We start from the raw sequence: 22,332 nt of genomic DNA, 5'->3' as shown, positions 1-22,332 counted from the left end.
GCAGGGCCTGACGTACCTTGGCAGCCACTCCCCCGATCCCGGTTCTCTCCGAGAACGCCTCGCTCCCCGGGAGAGCGTCCACCGATTCCGGGCGCACCCTTGCGCACCGCCCGGGGCTCGACGAAGCCCTCCTGGCCCTCGGCATCGTCGCGGCCTTCCTTGCCTGTTTTGGCGGCCTCGCGGAGCTGGCGCTGCGGTGGCATCGGCAGGAGGAATACAGCCATGGGTACTTCATCCCGCTGATTTCGCTGTGGCTGCTCTGGAGTCGCCGAGAGGCGCTGGTGCAAAGCCGCGGGGAGCCGTCGCGGTGGGGCATCGCTGTCTTGGCCCTTGCAGCCGCGTCGCTGCTGCTCGGCGAGCTGACCGCCCTCATGCTGTTGATCCAGCTCGCGTTCCTGCTGTCGCTGGCAGGCCTGGTCCTCTGCTACGGCGGCAGCTCGATGCTGCGCATCACGCTGCTTCCCATCGCGGTGCTGCTGTTCTCGGTTCCGATGCCTTACCTGGTGGAGTCGCAGCTCACGTGGCGGCTTCAGCTGGTTTCGTCCAACCTGGGCGTCGCGATGCTGCGGGCCTTCAATTACTCGGTCTACCTGGAAGGCAACGTGATCGACCTGGGAAGCTTCAAGCTCCAGGTCATCGAGGCATGCAGCGGCCTGCGCTATCTCTACCCGCTGCTAAGCGTGGGATTCCTCATGGCCTACATGTATCCGGCCGCGCTGCGCTGGCGCGTGCTGCTGATGCTGTCCACCATTCCGATCACCGTGTTCACGAACAGCATTCGCATTGCGGTGACCGGTGTGCTCGTGGATCAGTGGGGCAGCGGGATGGCCAACGGCTTCCTGCACTATTTCGAAGGCTGGATCATCTTCATCGCCTGCCAGGTCGTGCTCACCCTGGAGATCATGGCCATCGAGCGGTTCACCCGGCGACGCAGCCTGTTCGAGGTGCAGCAATTTCCGCAGGTGCAGCCCGTCCCGCCTTCGGGCGCTGGCCCGGCCCGCGCCGCAGGCGTACTGAGTGCAGCGGTGCTGCTCCTGCTGCTGGCCTTCATCGCGGTGCACTCGCTGGACGTCCGTGACGAGATTCGGCCCGCGCGCACCTCGCTGCGCCTGTTCCCCAGCGAACTGGAAGGCTGGAGCGCGCGCGAAGCGTCGATGCCGGTCGACGTGGAACGCGCGCTCGGACTGGAGGACTACGTGCTGGCGGACTACGTCGGGCCGGCGAGCGAGAGCGTCAATTTCTACGTGGCGTACTACGCGTCGCAGCGCAAGGGCGTCTCTCCGCACTCGCCGCAAGTTTGCATCCCCGGCGGGGGCTGGGTGATCTCGGACCTGCGGAATGTGCAGGTCCCTGCCGGCGACGATACCGAACTCACGGCGGTGCGCGTCCAGGTCGACCGCGGCCGCGAACGCGCGCTCGTCTACTACTGGTTCCAGGAACGCGGGGAGCGGCTCGCCAACGAGTACGCGGTGAAATGGCACCTGCTCGTCGACGCGGTGCTGCGCAACCGCACCGACGGCGCGCTGGTCCGCGTGATGACCGAGGTGGCGCCCAACGAGGACACGCGCGCGGCCGATGCACGCCTCCAGCGCTTCGTGCGCGCCGCGGCGCCGAAGCTCGGGCCTTTCGTGCCGGACTGACATGGACCAGCAGATCCTCGCGCGCTCCGCCGTCATCCGTCGCCGCAGCAGCATCGCCGACCTGCAGGCGGTGCTCGACGGGCTCGTCGTCGTCGGCCTGTGCTACATGCTGATCTCGCGCCACATCGGCGCGCTGACGGCGCGGTACACGGTGTTCGTCTTCCTGCTGCTTTGCACGCTCGGCCTGATGTACGACGTGTTCGGCATCTACCGCAGAAACGCGAACTTCACGCGCAAGGCGCTCGACCTGCTGCAGGCGTGGTCACTGACCTTTGTCGTCCTGATCGCCCTGGGCTTCGTCACGAAGCAGGCGGAGAGCTTTTCGCGCCTGCTGCTCGGGCAGCTGTTCCTCTATGGCTATGTGTACCAGGTGCTGCTGCACCTGCTGATGCGCATGCTGTCGCGGGAAGTGTCCCGGCACGCGGCGGAGCCGAACAAGGTGCTCATCGTCGGGACGGGCCGGCTTGCTTTGTTCCTGAATCAGCGCATCGATGCCAACGAGTGGCTTGGGCAGGAGGTGGTGGGCCTCGTGCGGCTGGAGCAGGAGGACGGGGCGGCGAACGACGCGCAGCGGCCCAACTTCGGCAAGTCGGCCCCATGCCTCGGCCGCCTCGAGCAGTTGATGCAACTGATCGACACGCACAACGTGCGCACGGTCTACTTCGCGATTCCGCTGAATGCCTCGGAGATCGTCGAGAGCCTGTACTTCCGGCTGCTCGACCGGCATGTCGCGGTGCACTGGGTGCCCGATATCTTCTCGCTGCGCCTCGTGAACCACACCGTCAGCGAGATCGCCGGCTTGCCGGTGCTGACCCTGTCCGAAACGCCGCTGATCGGGACGTCACGCATGCTCAAGGCGATCGAGGATGTGGGCCTGTCGGTTCTGTTGCTCGTGGTCCTGGCGCCGCTGATGGTCGCGATCGCCGTCGCGATCCGCATGGACAGCCCTGGGCCGGTGTTTTTCCGGCAGGCGCGCCTTGGCTGGGGCGGCAAGCGCTTCCACATCTGGAAGTTCCGAAGCATGTACGTGCACGATGACCATGGGGTGGTGGCGCAGGCTCGGCAGGGCGACCCGCGTATCACGCGGGTGGGTGCCTTCCTGCGGCGTACCAGCCTGGATGAACTGCCGCAGATCTTCAACGTGATTGCCGGCCAGATGTCGCTCGTGGGGCCGCGGCCGCATGCAGTGCAGCACGACGTGGAGTACGGGCAGCACATCGCCCACTACTTTGCTCGCCACAACATCAAACCGGGCATCACGGGGCTGGCGCAGGTGCGCGGTCACCGCGGCGAAACGCGCGAGATCGACAAGATGCTGCTGCGCGTGGAGAGCGACATCGAGTACATCAACAACTGGTCGCTCTGGCTGGACCTCTCGATCCTGGTGCGGACCACCCGCGCGCTCACGGGGGCGAACGCGTACTGACGGCACACCTTTGCGCAGGTTGGCACCAACGGACCATTGTGAGCGCGTGGTCGGGTCCGTAACCTGAGGTCCGGTTTCGTAAATCCTTGGAGTCGTCGTGATGATGAAGGCGCGCCTGGTGGCGTTGGCTGTTGCTGCTACCCTGGCTTCGGCAGGGTTCGTGCACGCAGCGCCCGTTCCGCTGCGGCACGAGCCGCAGGCCGCGCCTGCCCCCCACGGCGCCCCTGCGGACGTGCAGCAAGCGGTCGTCCAGGCGGCCTCGGCGATCGTTCTGCCCTCGGTTCCCGACCACGTGCCCGCCGCGGAGCGGGCCCTGAAAACCGGGTCACCCTTGCACACCTACCTGCTCAGCGCAGGCGAGTACGTGCTGCAGGTGGGAACCCTTTCCGACCAGCACGCAGTGCCTTCCCGGATCACAGATGTGCCGCTGCCGGGAGCCATGTGGCTGTTCGGCTCGGCGCTGCTGGCGTTCCTGGGGATTTCGAGCCGGCGCAAGCTGTAAGCGTCGGGTGAAATCGAGAGGCTGTCATGATTCATCGCTGCGTGTTGTTCCTCCTTTGCGTCTTCGCGGCGTGCGCCGCCTGCGCCCAAGCCGCAGCTGACGGCTACGCCCTGCGCCCCGGCGACCGCCTGCAGGTCTCCGTGTGGAAGGAGGAAACGCTTAATCGTGAAGTGCGGGTCCTCCCCGACGGCAGCATCAGTTTCCCCCTCGTGGGCCGCATCCAGGTCGCCGGTGCGTCCAGCGTGGAAGTGGAAAGGCGCATCCGCGAAGGCCTCAAGACCTACATTCCGGACGCGGTGGTGAGCGTGGTAGTCACCGCCACCGAGGGCAACAGCGTCTATGTGCTCGGCAAGGTTCTCAAGCCGGGCCCCATTGCGCTGACCAGCACGGACACCACGGTGCTGCAGGTCCTCAGCCAGGCCGGCGGCCTCGACCGCTTCGCCGACGCCGATTCGATTGTCGTCCTGCGGAAGGCTCCAGGAGACGCGCGCCAGCAGACCCTGCGTGTGCGTTACAGCGAACTGCTGAAAGGGCAGGCGCTGGAGTCCAACGTAGTCATGCGGGCCGGCGACACCGTCATGGTGCCTTGAGGTGGGGGCAGCGGTGGCGGGGCGGATCGCGCGCGGCTTCCTGGTGGTCGCAGGCGCGGCGGGGGCGACCGCAGCCCTAGCCCAGTCGCGGACGCTGTACTCGCTGAACGTGCAGACGGAAATTGAACGGGACTCCAACCCGAACATGAGCGTGACCGACCCCCGAGGCACGACCTGGTTCCGAGTCCTCCCCAACCTGACCACCGGCTATGTCTATGGCAACGAGGAATTCGACCTGGAGGCAGGGCTCACGGTGGAGAAGAGCAGCAATACGGACGTGGCGAAGGACCGCGTGGACCCGCGACTGCGCGGCGTCTGGAAACACGCCGATGCAGTGGACACGGCGCAGCTGGCTCTCCTGGTGGACCGGCGTGCGCTTCGTGCCGTCGACGTGCGAGAGCACGTGCCGGTCGGTGTCGATGGCGCGCGCACCTTGTACTCCATCGCAGGCAGCTGGACCCGCGAGCTGAGCGCTCGCAGCAGGGCCGGCGTGGATCTGAACCAGGAGTGGGACCAGTACACCGACGTGCAAACGCCGGACTCCCGGCTGACCGTGGGCGCGGCGCGGTTTACGTGGCAGCAGGACGAACGCCGCAGCTGGTATGCCGCGGTGAACGGGCAGTACTACCGCCCCGAACCCAGGACAGATGCAGCTCAAGCCGGCTCCGGGCGCACGAGCAGCATGGCCGCCGGCGCGCTTCTGGGCATTACGCAGTCGCTGAGTGAGGCGCTGCGCCTCGACGCGAGTGCTGGGCCCATGCATTTCAACCACCCCTCCAAGGATGGCTGGCAAGGACGGCTGAGCGCGGAGTACACCGCCCAACGCTGGTCGGGCGGCATCGACCTGGCCCGTACGCCCAGTGTGAACTACACCGTCGGCGGCCTCGTGGAAAGCCGTGAAGGCCGGGCACACCTGCGCTACGAGCTGGGACCGCGCAGCTCGCTGAACCTCCAGGCGGCCTACAGCCTGCAGTCCGACCCGGAGAGCACGAACACCTTCGCGAGCGTCGCGTGGGTGCACCAATGGACGCCGGGGTGGCAGGTGTCGGTCCGTGGCTCGGTCAACCGGCAGCAGGGCCTCGAGGGCACGGCCCGCAGCAACAGGATCGCGCTGGTCCTGACCTACAGCGCATCTGATCTCTGAGGCCGTGATGGACGACTACCAACTGACGCTTGCCGATTACCTGACGATCCTGAGGCGGCGCGCCTGGCTGATCGTCGGCAGCTTCGCCGTCACGCTCGCCGTCGGCGTCGCAATCTCGCTGCTGCTGCCGCCCACGTACCTGTCTTCGGGGCTGATCCTGATCGAGTCGCAGCAGATTCCCACCGACCTCGTGCAGGCGACAGTAACCTCCTACGCGGACGAGCGCATCGAGGTCATCAAGCAGCGGGTGATGACGCGCGAGAACCTGCTGCGGATTATCCGCAAGTACAACCTGTTCGCCGACGCGGCGTCCACTCTCACCCCCTCGGACCAGATCGATTACATGCGCAAGAGCATCGGGGTGGAGCTGGTGAATGCGAGCCTGCGCCCCGACCGCGCCGGGCCGGCCACCATCGCGTTCAGGCTCTCCTTCGAGCACCGGCGCGCGGAGGTTGCGCAATCGGTGGCGAACGACCTGGTGACGCTGTTCCTGGCGGAGAACGTGAAGGTGCGCACGCAGCGGGCCTCGCAGACCACCGAGTTCCTCACCCAGGAAGCGGACAAGCTGAAGAAGGAACTGGACGGCATGGAGGCGGCCATTGCCAAGTACAAGCAGGAGCACGGGGCCGCCCTGCCGGAAAACGTGGCGCTCGGCATGGCTGCCATGCAGCGCGTGGAGTCGGACCTGCGCCAGGTGGAGCGCGACCAGGCCGCGGCCGAAGACGAATTGCGCAGCCTCGAAGCCGAGCGTTCCTGGGCCGGCACGGACACTGCCGCAAACGCGGGGGAACTGCAGAAGGCGCGGGCCGAAGTCGCGCGCCTGAGCGCGACGTACACGGAGAGCCATCCCGACGTCAAGGCCGCACGCCGCCGGCTCTCGAAGCTGGAGCAGGAGGCTGTCGACAACGCCCGTGGCGCCGCGTCCGCGCCGAAGCCGGGTGCGTCTGCCGACCCCGCAGTGGCCCGGATCGATGCGCGCGCCGCGACGCTGCGCCAGCGACTGAAGGTGCTGGCCGCGCAGCGGAGCAGCCTGCGGGCGCAACTAGGCCAGATGGACGTGGCGCTGGTGAAATCGCCCCAGGTGGAAAAGGACCTGGCGGGGCTCACCCGCGACTACCAGAGCGCGCAGCGCAAGTACGAGGAGATCCGTGCCAAGCAGATGACTGCGCAGGTTGCCGAGAACCTCGAAGACGACCAGAAGGCGGAGCGCTTCGCCGTGCTCGAGCCGCCGGCCTTGCCCGACAAGCCGGTGAAGCCGGACCGCAAGAAGATGCTGGCACTGAGCTTCCTCCTGGCGCTGGGCGTGCCGGCCGGTGCGGTCGGCCTGATGGAGTCCATGCACGGCGTCGTTCGCGGTGTCGGGCAGATCAGTGCGATCACGGGCCTGCGTCCGCTGGTCACCATTCCGATCATCCCGGTGGCAGCCGAACGCGCGCAGCGCAGGAAGATCGTGCTTGCGGTTGCAGGAGGTGGCGTGCTCGCTGCCGGGATCGCGCTGGTGTTGGTCCATTTCCTCGTGCTGCCGCTGGACCTGGTATTCATGAAGGCCCTCACCCGCCTGGGTTGAAAAGATATGGAACGCATCAAGCTTGCCATCGAACGGGCGCGCCAGCAGGCCGGCGCCCAGGCCCAGCCCTCGTCTTTGGCTGCCGCGGGAGACGACCCGCTCCGTGCGCGTGGCCACCCGGCGACGAGCGCGGCCGACCTCGGCGCGCCCGTGGACCTGCTGCCGCTCGACCCGGCGCATCTGGAGCGGCACCGCATCGTCACCCTGGAGCAGGCGAATCCGCTGCGCCGCGCCTTCGACCTGCTACGCACACAGGTGCTGCAGAAGATGGAGGAAAACGGATGGCGCACGATCGCCGTGACGTCGCCATCCATGCAGTCCGGCAAATCCGTGGTGGCAATCAACCTGGCCCTCAGCATCGCGCACCATCCGTCCAGGACCGCGCTCCTGGTCGACTTCGACCTTCGCCGGCCGCAGGTCGCTTCGTACCTCGGCCTGCCGCACGGCGTCTCGCTGAACGAAGTGCTGGCGGGAGAGGCGGACCTGCACAGCGCGATCGTGCACGCGGGCCTCCCACGTTTCCTGGTGCTGCCCACCCAACGCAAGGTGGCGGGCGCTGCCGAGATGCTGGCCTCGGATCGCGTCGGGCGCATTCTTGCCACGCTGCGCGGCGAGTACGCCGAACGCATCATCGTGATCGACCTTCCCCCTGTGGCGGCAGTGGACGACGCGATCGCCGTGCTGCCGCGCGTCGACTGCGTGCTGCTGGTGGTGGGCAGCGGCACCAGCACTAAGCGCGAGATCGAGGAGGCCCAGCGCCATCTCTCGCGCTTCAACCTGCTCGGCGTCGTGGTGAACAAGGCCAGCGCCGATAGGGTGGCGCAGGGCTACTACTGAATCGCGTTCAGTCCTGCGCCTGCAGGATGCCGTATTCCCGCCGGTCCTGCAGCACTTCCTCCACGAGCGCGGCATCGATGCGCTGCGCCTCGGCGGAGAACCCGTAGACCAGGGCCGTATCGCAGAGGATGTTGATGCTGCGCGGCACGCCCCGCGACGCTGCGGCGATCCGGCCCAGCGCGTCTTCCTGGAACAGCTCCTGGTCGCGGCCCGCGACCTTCAACCGGTGTTCCACGTACTGGTGCACTTCGCGCGCCCCGAGTGGGGGAATGAAGAAGTCCGCGCCGACGCGCTGGGTGAACTGGTGCAGTTCCGGCCGATTCAGCAGATCGCGTAGCTGGGGCTGTCCGACCAGGATCACCTGGAGCAGCTGGTCCTTGTCGGCGTTGATGTTCGACAGCATGCGCAGCGACTCGAGCGCGCCGGTGTGCAGGTTCTGCGCTTCGTCCACGATCAGGACGACGCGCCGGCGCGCCGCGTACTCCGCGAGCAGGAACTGCTGGAAGCGGTCGTAGCGCTCCACCTGCGTCATCCCGGCGTAGGGCTGGCCGAACGCCAGCATGATCCACTCCAGGAGGTCCGCAATGTCGGCGTGCGTGTTGTAGACGAGTCCGACATTGACGCTGTCGTCCAGGGCGTCCAGCAGCTTGCGGACCAATGTCGTCTTGCCGCAGCCGATCTCGCCGCAGATCACCGAGAAACCGACGCGGTTCTGGATCCCGTATTCCAGCATCGTGAATGCCAGCCGGTGCCGCTTGCTCATGAACAGGAACTCGGGATCGGGCTGGATCGAGAACGGCTTCTCCCGCAGCCCGTAATACGACTCGTACATGCGTGCCTACAGGTTCTGCAAGGCCTTGCGCGCATCTTCGGCCTGCGCGAAAGGCGTCTTGGCGGCGAGATCGAGGGAGCGCTGCAGCGCCTTCCGCGCGGCCGGCACGTTGTTCAGGGAGAGCAGGTTCATGCCGTAGTGGTATTGCACGATGGCGAGGTCGGGCAACTGCGTGGAGGCGGACTTCAGCAGGTCTGCGGCCTCCTTGTGCTTGCCGGCCACGTGCATCGTCCAGCCCACCGTATCCTTCACGAGCGGGAGATCGCTGCCACGGAAGCGCTGCGCGATGTCGTAGGCGCGGCGCAGGCTGGCCGGATCCTTGCGGTTGTCGGCCAACAAGGACGCGAGGTTGTTCGCGACGATCACCGCGTTCGGCTGCTCGGTGAGCAGGGCCTCGTAGATCGAGATCGCGTCCTCCATCTTGCCCAGCGCCTCAAGCGTGCTCGCGCGTGCGAGGCGCAGGCCGAAGTCCCCGGGCAGCGATTGCAGCCCGCGCGACGACACCGCCAGCGCTTCGTCGGGATGGTGGTTGGCCAGGTGAACGGCGATCAGAGCCTGATAGGGTGCAGCCTGTTTCGGCTCGATCCGGATCGCTGCCTCGAGCGCCTCGACCGCAGCCGGCACATTGCCCATCCGCGCGAGCAGCTGTCCGAGCATCACGCGCGCAGGCTGGTTGGTGGGTGCCGCTGCCTGCACTGCCTGCAGAAAGGCGAGGGCCTCCTTGGGCTTGCCGGCGGCGAGGTAACTGCGCACCACCGAGGCCATGGCCTGCGGCTCGCCGGGCGTGAGCTCGTAGGCGCGCCGGGCCGAGGCGATGCCGCCACTCACGTCCCCGCGCGCGAGTTGCACGGCGCCCTGCACGCGCATGGCGGTGCCTTGCGCGTCTTCGATCCTGGCGAGTTCGTTGGCGACCGCCTGTGCTGCCGCCAAGTCACCGGCCCGCAGGTGGATCTCCGCCAGCATCCTGAGCGCCGGCACGTGCGCAGGAGCGGCCCGCAGCACCTCGTGCAGCACGCCATCGGCCTGCCGACCCCGGCCGGCGCCAACGAGCTGTTCTGCGTATGGCATGCCATAGGCTGGGGCGAAGCGCCCCCTCTGGGCGGCATCCGAGTAGTACTGCATTGCCAGGTCGCGCGCGCCCTGCAGGTCATACGTGCGTGCCAGCAGCAGCAGCGCTCCGGCGGAGTCCGGCGCGTCGCGCAGGATGCCGCGCAGGTCGACCACCGCATCGTCTAGCCTGCGTTCGTCCATCGCGATGCCCGCCCGCAGATAGAGCGCTTGCTGGTCCCGCGCGTCCTTTGCCAGCATCTGCTCGATCAGAACCTTGGCGCTCTTGCTGTCCTTGTGCGCGAGCTGGTAGGACGCGAGGGCTCCGCGCGCGCGGAGGCCCGCCGGATCAGTGTCGCCCGCTGCGGCGATGACTTCGTTCCAGAGCGCGATGGCCGCGGCGTCGTTCTTCTGTTGCTGCCGCACGCTTGCCAGCTCGAGCTTCAGTTCGGACGAGCTCGGCTCCGCGTGCGAGAACTTCTCAAGTTCCGCGGCCGCCGCTTCGGCCCCCTGCGAGCTGTCAAGGAACCGCACCAACTGCAGCTTCGGTGCGTTCGATTTCGGATTAGCGGCCACCAGGGCGCGGTATTCCGATTCGGCCTGCACCGGCTTCTTGTGCTTCACGTAGAAGCTCGCCAGGAGATCGCGGTACCCGGTCTCCTTGGGGAACATCGCGACCAGCTTGTGCAGCACGGCTTCCGCCGCATCGAGGCGATCGAGGCTTTCGAGCGACTGCACCTTCAGCATCTGCAGCGACACATTGCGCTCGTCCGACGCGAGCGCCTTGTCGAGGAACGCGACGGCTCCGTCCGCGTCACGGGCATGCAGGCGCTCCGACGCCAGCACCACCAGCGAGTCGACGTGGCGCGGGTCCCTCGCGAGCGCCTGGTTCGCGAGTGCGACCGCCTTGTCGGCTTCGCCCAGTTTCAGGAACACTGCGGCGCGCAATCCCAGCACGTCGGCATTGTCCGGCTGCAGGGAGGACGCGGCCTGCGCGCTTTCCAGTGCCTTGTCCAACTGTCCGGATGCGAGCTGCAGCCGGCCGACCTTGACGATCGCCTCGAAGTTCGAAGGCTGCAACTCCACGACCTTCGTGAACAGCTGGTACGCGCCGGGCCAGTCGTGCGTGCGCTCTGCCACGGTGGCCAGCCCGACGAGCGCGGGGACGGCCGATGGATTGATCTGCAGAGCATTCTGGAATTCGAGTCGCGCCTTGATCGGGTCGCCCTCCTTCAGCAGCGACTGGCCGCGTCCCGTGTAGCGCTCCACCTTGTCCTCGGGCGTGGAGCATGCGACCAGCGCCCATGCAGCGGCAGCAAGCAGCAACGCCGAAAAGATCCGCGTCATGGCATTCATCTCTGGCCCTCCTGTGGCGAGACCGCGTTCGCGCGGCGGTGCGGTCTCAGCGTGCGGCGGACCGGGGACCGGGCTGCATGGCTTCCAGGCTGCCGACGGCCTGCGCACGATTGAGCACGTCCAGCTTCCGGTAGATCCGGCGCATGTGGTTCTTCACCGTGAACGTGCTGAGGCTCAGGATGATCGCGATCTCCGCGTTGGTCTTGCCCATGCGGACCCACTGCATGATCTCCAGTTCGCGCGCGCTGAGGGGGCTGCCCCGCTCGCCGGCCGCTGGCTCGGGCCAGCCGCTGTCGCCGAAACGCGAGTCGCCCGAACTCGACGAACCGGGCCGCTCGGCCGCCAGGCATTCGGCAAAGCTGCTGTTGCCGAAGCCGGTCCCCGAGAGTTCGTGCTTCGCGCGTTTCTGGCCACGATCCGGCAGCTGCCGGAAACCGAGGTCGATGAAGGGAAGCACCATGCGGCACACCTGCTGCGAAAAGGGGCTGGCCAGTTCCTCGGGACCGAGGAAGAGATAGATGCAGTCGTAGTGGCTGCGACGGTCCTGCACGCCGTGAACGAGCGCCGAGCGGCAGAAGGGAAGCGAGTGGCCCGTGTCGCTGGAAAGGCGTTCCGCATCCATCACCACGGGTTCCTGCTGCGCGTCAACCCACCTGGCGAATAGCTTGAGCATCATGGGCTCGATCTCGTGCGTCGCCCAGGCGCAGGGGCCCAGCGTGGGGCTGCGCGTGATTACGTCGTACGCCAGCGCGCCGGAGCGGAAGTCGCCCCAGGCGGCGATCAGCACGTCGTGCCGCAGGAACAGCTGGATCTCCCCCTGCAGCCAGCGAGACCATCCCAGCTGGTTGCGCGGCGCGAGCGCGCCCTGCAGCAGCGACAGGAGGGAGCCCGCCTTGTGTTCGTTCCAAGCGATGTTTTGTTGCAGTGTGAGTTCCGACATTTCCAGCCTCGCCGCATCCAGGTGTCGCAGCATCGCCAAGTGACGGCAATAGCGCGAAGGGGAGGTGATTGTTTGTGCGATCTGCATCCGGAGTCATCACGCATTTGCAGCATGCAGCATCCTCCGTCTGGCGTATGTCCTTGCCGAACGCTGCAAGCTGCAAGAAAGAAAAATGCCGTGCGCTTTCGCGCACGGCATTTTTGGCATTGCCTGCGTGAGTACTTAAGCAGCCATGGGCTCGGCGCCCCGCGGCTGCACCACCTTGCGGCGCAGGCCCAGGAAACCCAGCGCGCCCAGGAACAGCGCGAGGGCGCCGGGTACGGGCGTGGTGAGGTAGCTGCGGTAGTTGGTCAGGCCCTCAGGGAAGCCGTTCACCGCCGTCAACACCGCGTTCTGAATCGGACTCGCCCAGTGGAAGAACAGTTCGTTGGCGCCGAAGTTGACCGCCAGGTAGTCGAACGGAGAGACGCTCCTGAGCGTCAGCTGGGTCGACGACGCAGTCGCTCCCGGACAGTTGAAGCTGTCGCAGGTACTGGCGGTGGACAGCCTCGCAGCGGTGGTGGAGTACGCGGCCGCGATGTCGATCTTGATGTCGGCAACGGACTGGTCGGGCACGCTGTTGTCGTAATAGATCGACGGGGTCGGCGCCGTCGTGGGGTCAATCCTAAAACTATAGGTCCTGGGCGTGCCGGGGCCGGTCGTATCCGTGACGGTGAAATTTCCCGACGCGTCGACCGGTGCCGTCATGGTGGCGGCCTGCGCCGCCCCCGCGAGGGCGAGCACCGATGCAAGGAGAATGGGACGAAAAAGAGGAAGTGACATATCAGCCTTTCTGGTGTGGGGCCAAATCAGTTTGGGTCAGCGGGTCGGGCTTGCCAATAGCTCCAAGGAATCCAAGGACGCATCGCTGCGATCCCGACAAGCCGCGCGTCGCGCAGCGATTCAATGATGGCGAATCACCTGCAGCAGGAGGCGCCTTCCTTGACCCACAGGTGCCGGGGCGGGCTGCGGAGATGGTCTACGTGCCGCTATTGGGCGTGCGACGAGCCGGTGCTCCCCCAACCGCTGGCCGAAACGTACAGCGTGCCGGCGAGGACGGTGCCCACTCGGTCGTCTGAGTGCTGCGCAGGCTGCATGCGACATTCCGCCGGATCGTGCGCGCGCATCATGTGCATCAGCGCTCCGAGGTTGTCGCGCCGCGAGTGCGCCGGTGCACCTGCAAACGCACGAGCGCGCCGCGCCCGGCCTGCAAGCGCTTGGACCGTCAGGCGGCCATCCGCCCAGCGCTCCTGGGCTGCACCACCTTGCGGCGCAGTCCCAGGAATCCCAGCGCGCCGAGGAACAGCGCGAGGGCGCCGGTCACGGGCGTGGTGAGGCTGAGGTAGCTGCGATAGTTGCTCAGGCCGGCAGGGAAATCGTCGCAGATCGCCGTCAACACCACGGACGTGATCGGAGTCGCCCAGTGGAAGAACAGCTCGTTGGCACCGAAGTGGACCGCCAGGTAGTCGAACGGGGAGACGTTCGTGAGCGTCAACTTCGTCGATGTCGCCTTCGCTCCTGCACAGGGGAAGTGGTCGCAGGTACTTGCCGTCGCCAGCAGCGAGGCGCTCGTGGAGTACGCGGCCGCGATCTGGGTCTTGATGACGGCAGGCGATTGGGCAAACGCGTTCAGGTCGAAATAGACCGTCGGGTTCGGATACGTCGTGGGGATGATGTTGAAGCTGTAGCTCACCGGCGTGTGGGGGCCGGTCGTATCCGTAACCACGAAATTTCCCGCGGCGTCGACCGGAGCCGTCATGGTGGCGGCCTGCGCCACACCCGCAAAGGCGAGCACCCAAGCGAGGAGGAGCGGGCGAAAAAGAGCGATCGGCATGGGGCGGCCTTCCTAGTGTGGGGCCGCGTCAGTTTGAGTCAGCGGGTCGGGCTTGCCAATAGCTCCAAGGAATCCAAGGAAGCATCGGTGCGAGGCCGACAGGGTGCGCGTCGCGCAGCCGATTCAGTCGTTGCCCATCACCTGCAGCAGGACGGCGCCTTCCTTGGCCCACAGGTAGTACGGCTGGCGTGCGGGGATGGTCCACGTAGCGCCCTTGGGGACGGCGACCAGCCGGTTCTCCTCGAACCGCTCACCGAAACCGACGTACAGCGTGCCAGCGAGCACAGTCGCCACCCGATGGTCGGCGTGCCTCGCGGGCTGCACGCGAAATCCGGCGGGATAGTGCGCGCGCATCATGTGCATCAGCGCTCTCCCCGTGCCGGTCGCGCCACGGTCGCGCGGGCGCACATGCAAGTGCATGACGCGCTGCGTCTCGACTGCAAGCGCTTGTCGCGTTTCATTGCGAATCGCCCGGTTCGTATCTCGAGACCAGCGACTCGAATGCGCTTGCGCTGAAGGACGCGATCAGTTCCTTCTGCGTGTGCTGACCCGTCTTCGCCAGGATTGCCGTGATCTGGCTGCGCACGGTGTTCACGGACGCCCCGCGCGTGCGGGCGATCACCTTGGCGGTCTGTCCGAGCAGCAGGCTTGCCAGCACCTCGAGTTCCGCCTTGGTCAGGGGCCGCGATGAAGGCACGGTCAGCGTTTGCGTCGGCGGAGCGGCAAATCGCTCAAACAGGGCGAAGGTGAGGTGGCGCGGCGTGCGATCGGCCAGCGACCCGACGCAGGCGAAGGGCACGAGGTGCATCTTCCACCGTGTGCCATTGCGTGTCGTCGCCAGCAGCGACTGCGCAATCGCGGTCGCTCGGCCTTCCTGGAGCGCCTGAGTCCAGGAATCCTGGAGGAACGAATCCTGGAACACGACGCGGCCTGCGCGCAGCGATCCGGCCAGGGTCGGTAGTACCTGGTCGAATGCCTCGTTGCGCTCGATGCAGCGGCCCGCGTCGTCCGTGAGCAGGCAAGGAACGGGAAGCAGCTTGGTCAACAGGGCGACGCTGGCAGCCGTCGGCAACGTGGACGCGAGTTGGTCCCGCAGATCCAGCGCGGCGTGGATGTGCGCCGTCAGCATCTCGATCGAGGAACGCTCCTCCTCCGTGAACGGACTGTCCGTGCGCAGCACGACCAGGACGTCCGCTCCGTGGTCCGCAGGGCGGATGCATGCGCACAGGCCATGGCGAGCGCCGCCCGCCGACAGCGTGTGGGCGAGCACCGGGTGGCGCACGTCCGCGTCGAATGGCTGGACTCCACCCGCGGTGGTGTCGTCGATCGAGATATCCCGCAGCAGTTGTACCCTGCACGCGTGGAGATGCTCGGCCAGCGCGGCCCATGTGTTGCCGTAGCGGCCGTCGTTGATCGCCGCGGCGAACAACTGCCTGGACCACTCCGGAATACGTTCGTTCATATTGTTAGAACCGTCATGACTGCGTGACAACTGTTACCGACGGGCTTTTTTAAACGAGGCACTGTCCGCGGTCCATCGTACAAAAGGCGGCAAAGTGCTACAAAGGTTGAAACTATGTCGCAAAGTGCGTACGACCCGTGCTTGGCGCGGCTTAGGGAATGAGTCGGATTCGTGAGGTGCGGACACGTAGCCACCGAGGGTCCTGGATGGCGCGGAGAACGCAGAAGCGGGGCACGGCCCGCCGATCACGGAGTTGCCGCAGGGAACATGCCGGCCATGGCGGCCGCCAAATAGGTTCGAGATGGGGTGGCGTGCAGCCGGACGGCGTGCTTGCGCCTGATGCGGACGCAGCGTGCGCACTGGCGCCCCCGACAGGAATCGAACCTGTATCTAGCGCTTAGGAGGCGCTCGTTCTATCCATTGAACTACGGCGGCGAGTGCGCCATTGTAGGGCGCGGTGCCAGCCCGGTCAGAAGGCCGAAGTGAGTTCGAGCGCGCGCACGGCGACGTACGTGCAACTGGCCGCGAGGAGCAACAGCCAGCCACCTGGCGCGGCTTCGGAGCGGGGGCACAGCACGAGGGCAGTCGTGCGGCGCGCGAGCTCGCTGTCGCGGCCTTCGCGGCAAGGCGCAGCGGCGTCGAAGACGGGGCGGCGGGGCGCGAAGGGGGTAGACATGGATGGACTCGGACGAATGCTGCGACGAGCCACCCAAGGTAGGCAAGAAAATTTCTCGCACCTGTAGGGCGCCCGCTACGGGCGGCGTCGGACATCGGACGGGCGGCGGGCTGCGCGGCCGGGGCGTCGCACCAAGGCCCGCATGGGCGATTCCGGCACCAAGCGCCGCTCCTCCTCTCGGCGCGAACGAACCCGAAAGGATTACTTCGACAGCAGCCGCATGGCCTCTTCGAGGCCCTTGATCGTCAGCGGGTACATGCGCTGGTTCATCAACTGCTGGATGACGGCGATGCTCTGGCGGTACTGCCACACGCCTTGCGGCTCGGGATTGATCCAGGCGAACTTGGGAAAGGCGTTCGTCAGGCGTTGCAGCCACTCGGCGCCGGCTTCCTCGTTGTTGTATTCGACGCTGCCGCCCGGCTGCAGGATCTCGTAGGGGCTCATCGTCGCGTCGCCCACGAACACCAGCTTGTAGTCCTTGTTGTACTTGCGGATGATGTCCCAGGTCGCGAACTTCTCGCTGAAGCGGCGCCGGTTGTTCTTCCACATGAAGTCGTAGACGCAGTTGTGGAAGTAGTAGAACTCCAGGTGCTTGAACTCCGCCTTCGCCGCGGAGAACATCTCCTCGACGCGGTGGATGTGTTCGTCCATCGTGCCGCCCACGTCCATCAGCAGCAGCACCTTCACGTTGTTGTGCCGCTCCGGCACCATCTTGATGTCCAGGTAACCCGCATTCGCGGCGGTGGACTTGATGGTGTCGTCCAGGTCCAGTTCCTCCTCGGCGCCCTCGCGCGCGAACTTGCGCAGCCGCCGCAGCGCGATCTTGATGTTGCGCGTGCCCAGTTCCTGGCTGTCGTCGTAGTCCTTGTAGGCGCGCTGGTCCCACACCTTGACGGCGCTCTTGTTGCGGCTCTTGTCCTGGCCGATGCGGATGCCCTGCGGGTTGAAGCCGTAGGCGCCGAAGGGCGACGTGCCGCCGGTGCCGATCATCTTGCTGCCGCCTTCGTGCCGCTCCTTCTGCTCCTCGAAGCGCTTCTTGAGCGTCTCCATGAGCTCGTCCCACCCCATCTTCTCGATCTTCGCCTTTTCCTCCGGCGAGAGTTCGAGCTCCAGGTTCTTGCGCAGCCACTCGAGCGGCACGTCCTTGCTGAAATCCGCCAGCATTTCCACGCCCTTGAAGTAGGCGGCGAAGGCGCGGTCGAACTTGTCGTAGTGCTTCTCGTCCTTCACCAGCGCGGTGCGGGCGAGATAGTAGAAGTCGTCGAGGCTGCAGGCGCCGTCGCTCTGCGGGCCGACCACGCCTTGCTGCAGCGCTTCGAGCAGCGTCAGGTATTCCTTGACCGATACCGGCAGCTTGGCGCTGCGCAGCGTGTAGAAGAAATCGATCAGCATGGCGCTTTCCTATTGTCCGCGCGGGCGCGCGAGCTGGTACTGCAGGTGCGCCTTGACCTCGGGCCATTCGCCTGCGGCCAGGCTGAACATGACGGTGTCGCGCACCGTGCCGTCACGCCGCAGTGCGTGGTGGCGCAGCACGCCGTCCCGGCGCGCGCCCAGCCGCTCGATCGCGCGCTGCGAGGCGAAGTTGTAGTTGTCGGTGCGCCAGCCCACCAGCTGCGCGCCCAGCGTCTCGAATGCGTGCTGCATCAGCAGCAGCTTGCACGTGGTGTTGACGTGCGTGCGCTGCCAGCTCCGGCCATACCAGGTGTATCCGATCTCCAGCCGCTCCACGGCCGGCACGATGTCGTGATAGCGGGTGCTGCCGATCACGCGGCCCGAGGCCGTGTCGACGACGACGAAGGGCAGCATGTGGCCATCGGCCTGCCCCTTCAGTCCGGCGGCGACATAGGCGGCGGTTTCGCCCGGCGCGGGGACCGAGGTCACGCGCAGGTTCCACAGTTCGCCGTCGCGGGCGGCCGCTTCCAGCGGCGCGACGTGTTCGGTGCGCAGCGGCTCCAGGCGGACGCTGCCGCCGGTGAGCGTCACGGGTTCCGGCGTTCTCATGCCTCGTCCTCAATCACCCTTGTCAATATGGACGCTGGAGGTGGTGCCGCCCCAGCCGTCGGCGGCGAAGCCGACCTTCACAGGAATCTCCTGGTCGCAGGCCTGGAAGGTCCAGGACTCCGTCCAGTCGCCCTGCACCAGGTAGCTGTCCCGCACCATGTTGCCCTGCAGGGGCAGGTACTGCGCGCCCTGGATCGCGCCGGCGCTCACCGATGTCAGTTGCGGCGCGTCGCAGGCCCGGCCCGCGCCGGCTTGGGACGCATACGCGCTGCGCACCACGTCGACGGCTTGCCGGTAGGTCTCCATGAAGCCACGCACCGAAGCCTGCGTGCCGGCGCCGACCCGCACGATGGCATCCGCCTCGTGCGCGAACCGCTCCACGGAGGGTGTGCGCTCGCCGTTGCGCAGCAGCAGCGCGGTGATCGCACCCGTGCGCTGCACGTTGCGGGGCGCGACCGTGCCGTGGAAATAGGTGGCCAGCAGCACGCCCGCCGCCGCGTGGTTGCGGCCGGCCGCGAAGCCCAGCCCCTCGATTGCTTCGACCTGCTCCTGCCGTTGCTGCAAGCTGCGCGCGGCCAGCCGCCGGTACGCCTGCAGATCGGGTTGCCCTGCGCGCACGAACTGGTTGCGGGGATCGGCCTGGAACACGAGATACAGCATCAGGCCCCCCGAAGGCTCGCCGGCTGCGAGTGCGGCCTTCGCCAGCATGCGCGCTTCCCCAATGCGGTCGGTGCTGGGCAGGACGCCCGAGAGCACGCACTCGGACCGGCGCGCCAGCTCCTTGCCGTCCGCCGGGTTCATCGAGATCGTCTCGCACAAGCTGCGCAGGTCCGGTCCGGGCGGCGAGGAAGGCGCGGGTGCCTCGGCACGCGCCGCCGCCGCGGCGAGCATCAAGGCGGAGCCGGTGGTGCGCAGGAGCCGGGACGCGCGCATGGAACCCTAGCGGTTGTGCCGCTGCATGAACACGAGTTTCTCGAACAGGGTCACGTCCTGTTCGTTCTTCAGCAAGGCGCCCACCAGGGGCGGCACGGCCACCTTGTCGTCCCTGCTTTGCAGGGCCTCGACCGGGATGTCCTCGGCCACCAGCAGCTTGAGCCAGTCCAGCAGCTCGGAGGTGCTGGGCTTCTTCTTCAGCCCGGGCAGGTTGCGCACGTCGTAGAAGGTCTTCAGCGCGGCGCCCAGCAGTTCCTTCTTCAGGCCGGGGAAGTGCACGTCCACGATCTGCTTCATCGTGTCCGCATCCGGGAACTTGATGTAGTGGAAGAAGCAGCGGCGCAGGAAGGCGTCCGGCAGTTCCTTCTCGTTGTTCGAGGTGATGAACACCAGCGGGCGGTGCTTCGCCCGGACCAGCTCGCGCGTCTCGTAGACGTAGAACTCCATGCGGTCGATCTCGCGCAGCAGGTCGTTGGGGAACTCGATGTCGGCCTTGTCGATTTCGTCGATCAGCAGCGCCACCGGCGCGTCGGCGGTGAACGCCTGCCACAGCACGCCCTTGACGATGTAGTTGTGGATGTCCTTCACGCGCTGGTCGCCCAGCTGCGAGTCGCGCAGCCGGCTCACGGCGTCGTACTCGTACAGCCCCTGCTGGGCCTTCGTGGTCGACTTGATGTGCCACTGCAGCAGCGGCATGTCCAGCGCCTGCGCCACTTCCTCGGCCAGCATCGTCTTGCCCGTGCCCGGCTCCCCCTTCACCAGCAGCGGGCGCTTGAGGGTGATCGCCGCGTTCACCGCGAGCATCAGGTCCTGGGTCGCGACGTAGTTCTGGGAGCCTTGGAACTTCATGGGATGGAAGGAGAAAAAGGCGGCTGGGGTGCGCCCCCTATAATCGCCGGTTGATCGAAAGAAACTGACCTTCGGCAGATTGTGCTCGCAAAATGAACAAGTTGTTGATCACGCTTTTCGCCCTCTCTGTCGCTTGTGCGACCAGCCTCGCGCAGGCGCAGGCGGCCCCCGCGGCCAGCGCGGCACCGGCGGCTGCAGCGGCTCCTGCCGCAGCGGCGGCGCCGGTCGCGCCGGCGAGCCCCAAGTCGCTGGAGGCCAAGACCGCGATGTGCTTCGGCTGCCACGGCATCGTCGGCTACAAGGGCACCTTCCCGGAGGTCTACCGTGTCCCCAAGATCGCCGGCCAGAACGCCAAGTACATCGCTGCGGCACTGAACGCGTACAAGAGCGGTGACCGCAAGCATCCGACCATGCGCGGCATCGCGGCGAGCCTGAGCGACCAGGACATCGCCGACATCTCCAACTACTACGAGCACCTCGGCGCCGACAGCCGCGACAAGCTGGGCGACAAGCCGGACCAGGAGCCCGACACGCAAGTCGCCGGCCTCGTCCAGAAGGCCGCCTGCTTCTCGTGCCACGGGTCCAATCTCTCCAAGCCGATCGACCCGAGCTATCCCAAGATCTCGGGCCAGTACCCGGACTACCTGTTCGTCGCGCTGAAGGCGTACAAGACCACCGACAACCCCGACGTGGGCCGCAACAACGGCGTGATGGGCGCGATCGCCAAGCAGTTCTCCAACCCGGAGCTGAAGGCGCTGGCCAGTTATGTCGGGTCCCTGGACAGCGAACTGCAGACCGTGCCGGAGTCGCGCTTCCACAAGCACTGAACCGGACCCGCGCGCAGCGGGCCGCGCACCTGTGAAGCGGCCGGCCCGGCCGCTTTTTCATTGGAGAGCCACGCGCAGTCCATGCACAAGCCCGTCGAAACCGCGATCCTGCTGCTGGAGCGGCTGCGTCCCACCGAGTGGCAGCGCACGCTGGCGTGGGCCGCCTGCGTGGGCGTGACCGGCGCGCTCGCGACCCTGGGTTTCCGGGCCGCACTGACGCTGACCGAGCACCTGCTGTACGGCCCCGTCAGTGGGCTGGTCGAGGCGGCGTCCCGCCTGCTCTGGTGGGAGCGGCTGCTGGTCCCGTGCATCGGCGGCCTGCTGGCGGGGCTCGTGCTGCTGCTGTCGCAGCGCTTTGCGAAGAGTGCCCCGCACGGTGACTACATGGAGGCCGTGGTGCTGGGCCGGGGCGAACTGCACGCGGGCAGTTCGCTGCTGCGCGCACTGTCATCTGCCTGCAGCGTCGTGAGCGGCGGTGCCATCGGTCGCGAGGGCCCCATGGTGCAACTGGCGGCGCTCACGGGCTCGCTGCTTGCGCGCTGGCGGCAGATGCCCGTGCCGCGCCGGCGCCTGCTCGTCGCGTGTGGCGCCGCCGCGGGCCTGACCACTGCCTACGGCACGCCGATCGCGGGTGCGCTGTTCATCGCCGAAATCGTGCTGCAGTCGCTCGCGACCGAAACGCTGGGCGCGCTGCTGATCGCCTCGGTGACGGCCCACGTCACCGTGCTGGCCCTGGTCGGCTCGGCTGCGCTCTACCAGATGCCCGCCGTCGCCGCGCCCGATGCACCGGTGTTCCTGCTGTGCGCCGTGCTGGGCCTGCTGGCCGGCCTGGCCGCGCCGCTCTACCTGGCCGCGCTCGACGGCGCCAAGAAGGCGTTCGCCCGCTGGCACGGCAGCCTGCCGCTCAAGCTGGCCGCGGGTGGCCTGGTCGTGGGCGTGCTGTCGCTGCAGGCGCCGCAGGTCTGGGGCAACGGCTTCAGCGTCGTCAATGGCGTGCTGCAGGGGTCGTGGGCCTGGCAGGCCTTGCTCCTCGTGCTGGTGCTCAAGCTCGCCGCCGTCGCGGCGACCACGGGCTCGGGCGCGGTCGGCGGCATCTTCACGCCGACGCTGTTCATGGGCGCGGTGAGCGGTGCGCTGTTCTCGCTTGCGACCCAGGCCGTGTTCGCGCACCCGCTGCCGGTGCCGCTGGGCGCCGCGATCGGCATGGGCGCCTTCCTGGCCGCGAGCTCGCACGCGCCGCTGACGTCGGTGCTGATGATCTTCGAGATGACCGGGACCTACTCGGTCGTCGCGCCGCTGATGCTCGCGTGCGTGCTGGCCTTCTCGTTGTCCAAGCTGCTGCGGCCCGAGTCGATCTACGCGTCATCGCAACGCGCCAAGGCGGCGACCGATCCGCGCCTGGTCACCGCGCGCGAGTTGCTGCATGCGCAGACGCCCAGCGTGCAGCCCGGCGACAGCATCGCCAAGGTGGAGGCGCGGCTGCTGGAGAGCCGCTGGCGCCACGTCTACGTCGTCGATGGGCAAGGGCACTTTCTCGGCGCCATCGCGATGCACGATCTCGCCGTGCTGCTCAAGGCGCCGCACGATCCCGCCGCGGCCTGGCCGCCCGCGCTGCTGCAGCCCGACTATCCCCGGCTGAAGCAGGACATGCCCTTGTGGGAGGTGCTGGAAGTGTTCGAAGCGCATCCGGGCGAGCGCCTGCCGGTGCTAAACGAAGCCGGTGTGCTGCAGGGCTTCGTGGCCAAGACCGACCTGGTGCTGATGCTGCGCGACCGGCTCGCCATCAGCTGAACGGACGGAACATTCCTGTCCAGGCGTGAGTCCCATGGC

General features: G+C 67.1%; 21 protein-coding genes and 1 tRNA gene. 9 read left to right on the top strand and 13 right to left on the bottom strand.

What is annotated here, in order from left to right; translation table 11 throughout:
- Window positions 1-17 precede the first annotated feature (17 nt).
- From xrtD to JJB11_RS03525, 7 genes are all read left to right on the top strand, one after another.
- Window positions 18-1,640 (top strand): VPLPA-CTERM-specific exosortase XrtD, encoded by a 1,623-nt coding sequence (gene xrtD, locus JJB11_RS03555; protein WP_201166509.1) that lies wholly within the window; start codon window positions 18-20, stop codon window positions 1,638-1,640.
- Between the two features lies 1 nt (window position 1,641).
- Complete coding sequence (locus JJB11_RS03550) at window positions 1,642-3,066, top strand: undecaprenyl-phosphate glucose phosphotransferase (RefSeq protein WP_201166508.1); 1,425 nt, start codon at window positions 1,642-1,644, stop codon at window positions 3,064-3,066.
- A 100-nt stretch (window positions 3,067-3,166) separates the two neighbouring features.
- A complete protein-coding gene (locus tag JJB11_RS03545) occupies window positions 3,167-3,568 on the top strand; it encodes a PEP-CTERM sorting domain-containing protein (protein ID WP_201166507.1) in 402 nt (133 codons plus the stop codon).
- A 26-nt stretch (window positions 3,569-3,594) separates the two neighbouring features.
- Window positions 3,595-4,158, top strand: a complete 564-nt coding sequence (locus JJB11_RS03540; RefSeq protein WP_201166506.1) for a polysaccharide biosynthesis/export family protein — start codon at window positions 3,595-3,597, stop codon at window positions 4,156-4,158.
- Between the two features lie 13 nt (window positions 4,159-4,171).
- Window positions 4,172-5,302 carry a hypothetical protein gene (locus tag JJB11_RS03535; protein WP_201166505.1) on the top strand — a complete coding sequence of 377 codons (1,131 nt, stop codon included), beginning with the start codon at window positions 4,172-4,174 and terminating at the stop codon, window positions 5,300-5,302.
- Window positions 5,303-5,309: 7 nt separating this feature from the next.
- Window positions 5,310-6,869 carry a GumC family protein gene (locus JJB11_RS03530; RefSeq protein ID WP_201166504.1) on the top strand — a complete coding sequence of 520 codons (1,560 nt, stop codon included), beginning with the start codon at window positions 5,310-5,312 and terminating at the stop codon, window positions 6,867-6,869.
- A gap of 6 nt (window positions 6,870-6,875) precedes the next feature.
- Window positions 6,876-7,706 (top strand): CpsD/CapB family tyrosine-protein kinase, encoded by an 831-nt coding sequence (locus JJB11_RS03525; protein ID WP_201166503.1) that lies wholly within the window; start codon window positions 6,876-6,878, stop codon window positions 7,704-7,706.
- Window positions 7,707-7,713: 7 nt separating this feature from the next.
- On the opposite strand, the gene JJB11_RS03520 is transcribed toward JJB11_RS03525, so the two are convergent.
- From JJB11_RS03520 to JJB11_RS03460, 13 genes are all read right to left on the bottom strand, one after another.
- Window positions 7,714-8,538: an ExeA family protein gene (locus JJB11_RS03520; RefSeq protein WP_201166502.1), complete on the bottom strand. Its 825-nt coding sequence runs from the start codon at window positions 8,536-8,538 to the stop codon at window positions 7,714-7,716.
- A 6-nt stretch (window positions 8,539-8,544) separates the two neighbouring features.
- Window positions 8,545-10,941, bottom strand: coding sequence for a tetratricopeptide repeat protein (locus tag JJB11_RS03515; protein WP_201166501.1), 2,397 nt, complete (start codon window positions 10,939-10,941; stop codon window positions 8,545-8,547).
- Window positions 10,942-10,987: 46 nt separating this feature from the next.
- A complete protein-coding gene (locus JJB11_RS03510) occupies window positions 10,988-11,881 on the bottom strand; it encodes a LuxR C-terminal-related transcriptional regulator (protein WP_201964580.1) in 894 nt (297 codons plus the stop codon).
- Window positions 11,882-12,103: 222 nt separating this feature from the next.
- The gene (locus JJB11_RS03505; protein WP_201166500.1) at window positions 12,104-12,703 is read right to left on the bottom strand and encodes a PEP-CTERM sorting domain-containing protein; all 600 of its coding nucleotides are present in this window, start codon (window positions 12,701-12,703) and stop codon (window positions 12,104-12,106) included.
- Window positions 12,704-13,145: 442 nt separating this feature from the next.
- A complete protein-coding gene (locus JJB11_RS03500) occupies window positions 13,146-13,754 on the bottom strand; it encodes a hypothetical protein (RefSeq protein WP_201166499.1) in 609 nt (202 codons plus the stop codon).
- 123 nt (window positions 13,755-13,877) lie between these two features.
- Entirely contained in the window at window positions 13,878-14,117 is a 240-nt protein-coding gene (locus tag JJB11_RS03495; RefSeq protein WP_201166498.1) for a cupin domain-containing protein, read from the bottom strand.
- Between the two features lie 94 nt (window positions 14,118-14,211).
- A complete protein-coding gene (locus JJB11_RS03490) occupies window positions 14,212-15,183 on the bottom strand; it encodes a helix-turn-helix transcriptional regulator (protein WP_201166497.1) in 972 nt (323 codons plus the stop codon).
- Window positions 15,184-15,576: 393 nt separating this feature from the next.
- Window positions 15,577-15,651: transfer RNA gene (locus JJB11_RS03485), tRNA-Arg, on the bottom strand.
- Window positions 15,652-15,685: 34 nt separating this feature from the next.
- Window positions 15,686-15,892, bottom strand: coding sequence for a hypothetical protein (locus JJB11_RS03480; protein ID WP_201166496.1), 207 nt, complete (start codon window positions 15,890-15,892; stop codon window positions 15,686-15,688).
- A gap of 201 nt (window positions 15,893-16,093) precedes the next feature.
- Window positions 16,094-17,284 (bottom strand): vWA domain-containing protein, encoded by a 1,191-nt coding sequence (locus JJB11_RS03475; RefSeq protein WP_201166495.1) that lies wholly within the window; start codon window positions 17,282-17,284, stop codon window positions 16,094-16,096.
- A 9-nt stretch (window positions 17,285-17,293) separates the two neighbouring features.
- The gene (locus JJB11_RS03470) at window positions 17,294-17,893 is read right to left on the bottom strand and encodes a GNAT family N-acetyltransferase (RefSeq protein WP_201166494.1); all 600 of its coding nucleotides are present in this window, start codon (window positions 17,891-17,893) and stop codon (window positions 17,294-17,296) included.
- A gap of 9 nt (window positions 17,894-17,902) precedes the next feature.
- Complete coding sequence (locus JJB11_RS03465; protein ID WP_201166493.1) at window positions 17,903-18,826, bottom strand: hypothetical protein; 924 nt, start codon at window positions 18,824-18,826, stop codon at window positions 17,903-17,905.
- 6 nt (window positions 18,827-18,832) lie between these two features.
- Window positions 18,833-19,675: an AAA family ATPase gene (locus JJB11_RS03460; protein ID WP_201166492.1), complete on the bottom strand. Its 843-nt coding sequence runs from the start codon at window positions 19,673-19,675 to the stop codon at window positions 18,833-18,835.
- Between the two features lie 92 nt (window positions 19,676-19,767).
- On the opposite strand from JJB11_RS03460, the gene JJB11_RS03455 reads away from it, so the two are divergent.
- On the top strand, window positions 19,768-20,502 hold the full coding sequence (locus JJB11_RS03455; RefSeq protein ID WP_201166491.1) for a c-type cytochrome: 735 nt from the start codon (window positions 19,768-19,770) through the stop codon (window positions 20,500-20,502).
- 81 nt (window positions 20,503-20,583) lie between these two features.
- Window positions 20,584-22,293, top strand: coding sequence for a ClcB-like voltage-gated chloride channel protein (locus JJB11_RS03450; protein WP_201166490.1), 1,710 nt, complete (start codon window positions 20,584-20,586; stop codon window positions 22,291-22,293).
- The last annotated feature ends 39 nt before the right edge of the window (window positions 22,294-22,332 follow it).

Origin of the sequence: Ramlibacter ginsenosidimutans (genome assembly GCF_016654015.1) — a bacterium.
Lineage (GTDB): Bacteria > Pseudomonadota > Gammaproteobacteria > Burkholderiales > Burkholderiaceae_C > Ramlibacter > Ramlibacter ginsenosidimutans.
The sequence above is the reverse complement of the archived record's forward strand: the minus strand, read 5'-3'. Positions and strand labels throughout refer to the sequence as shown.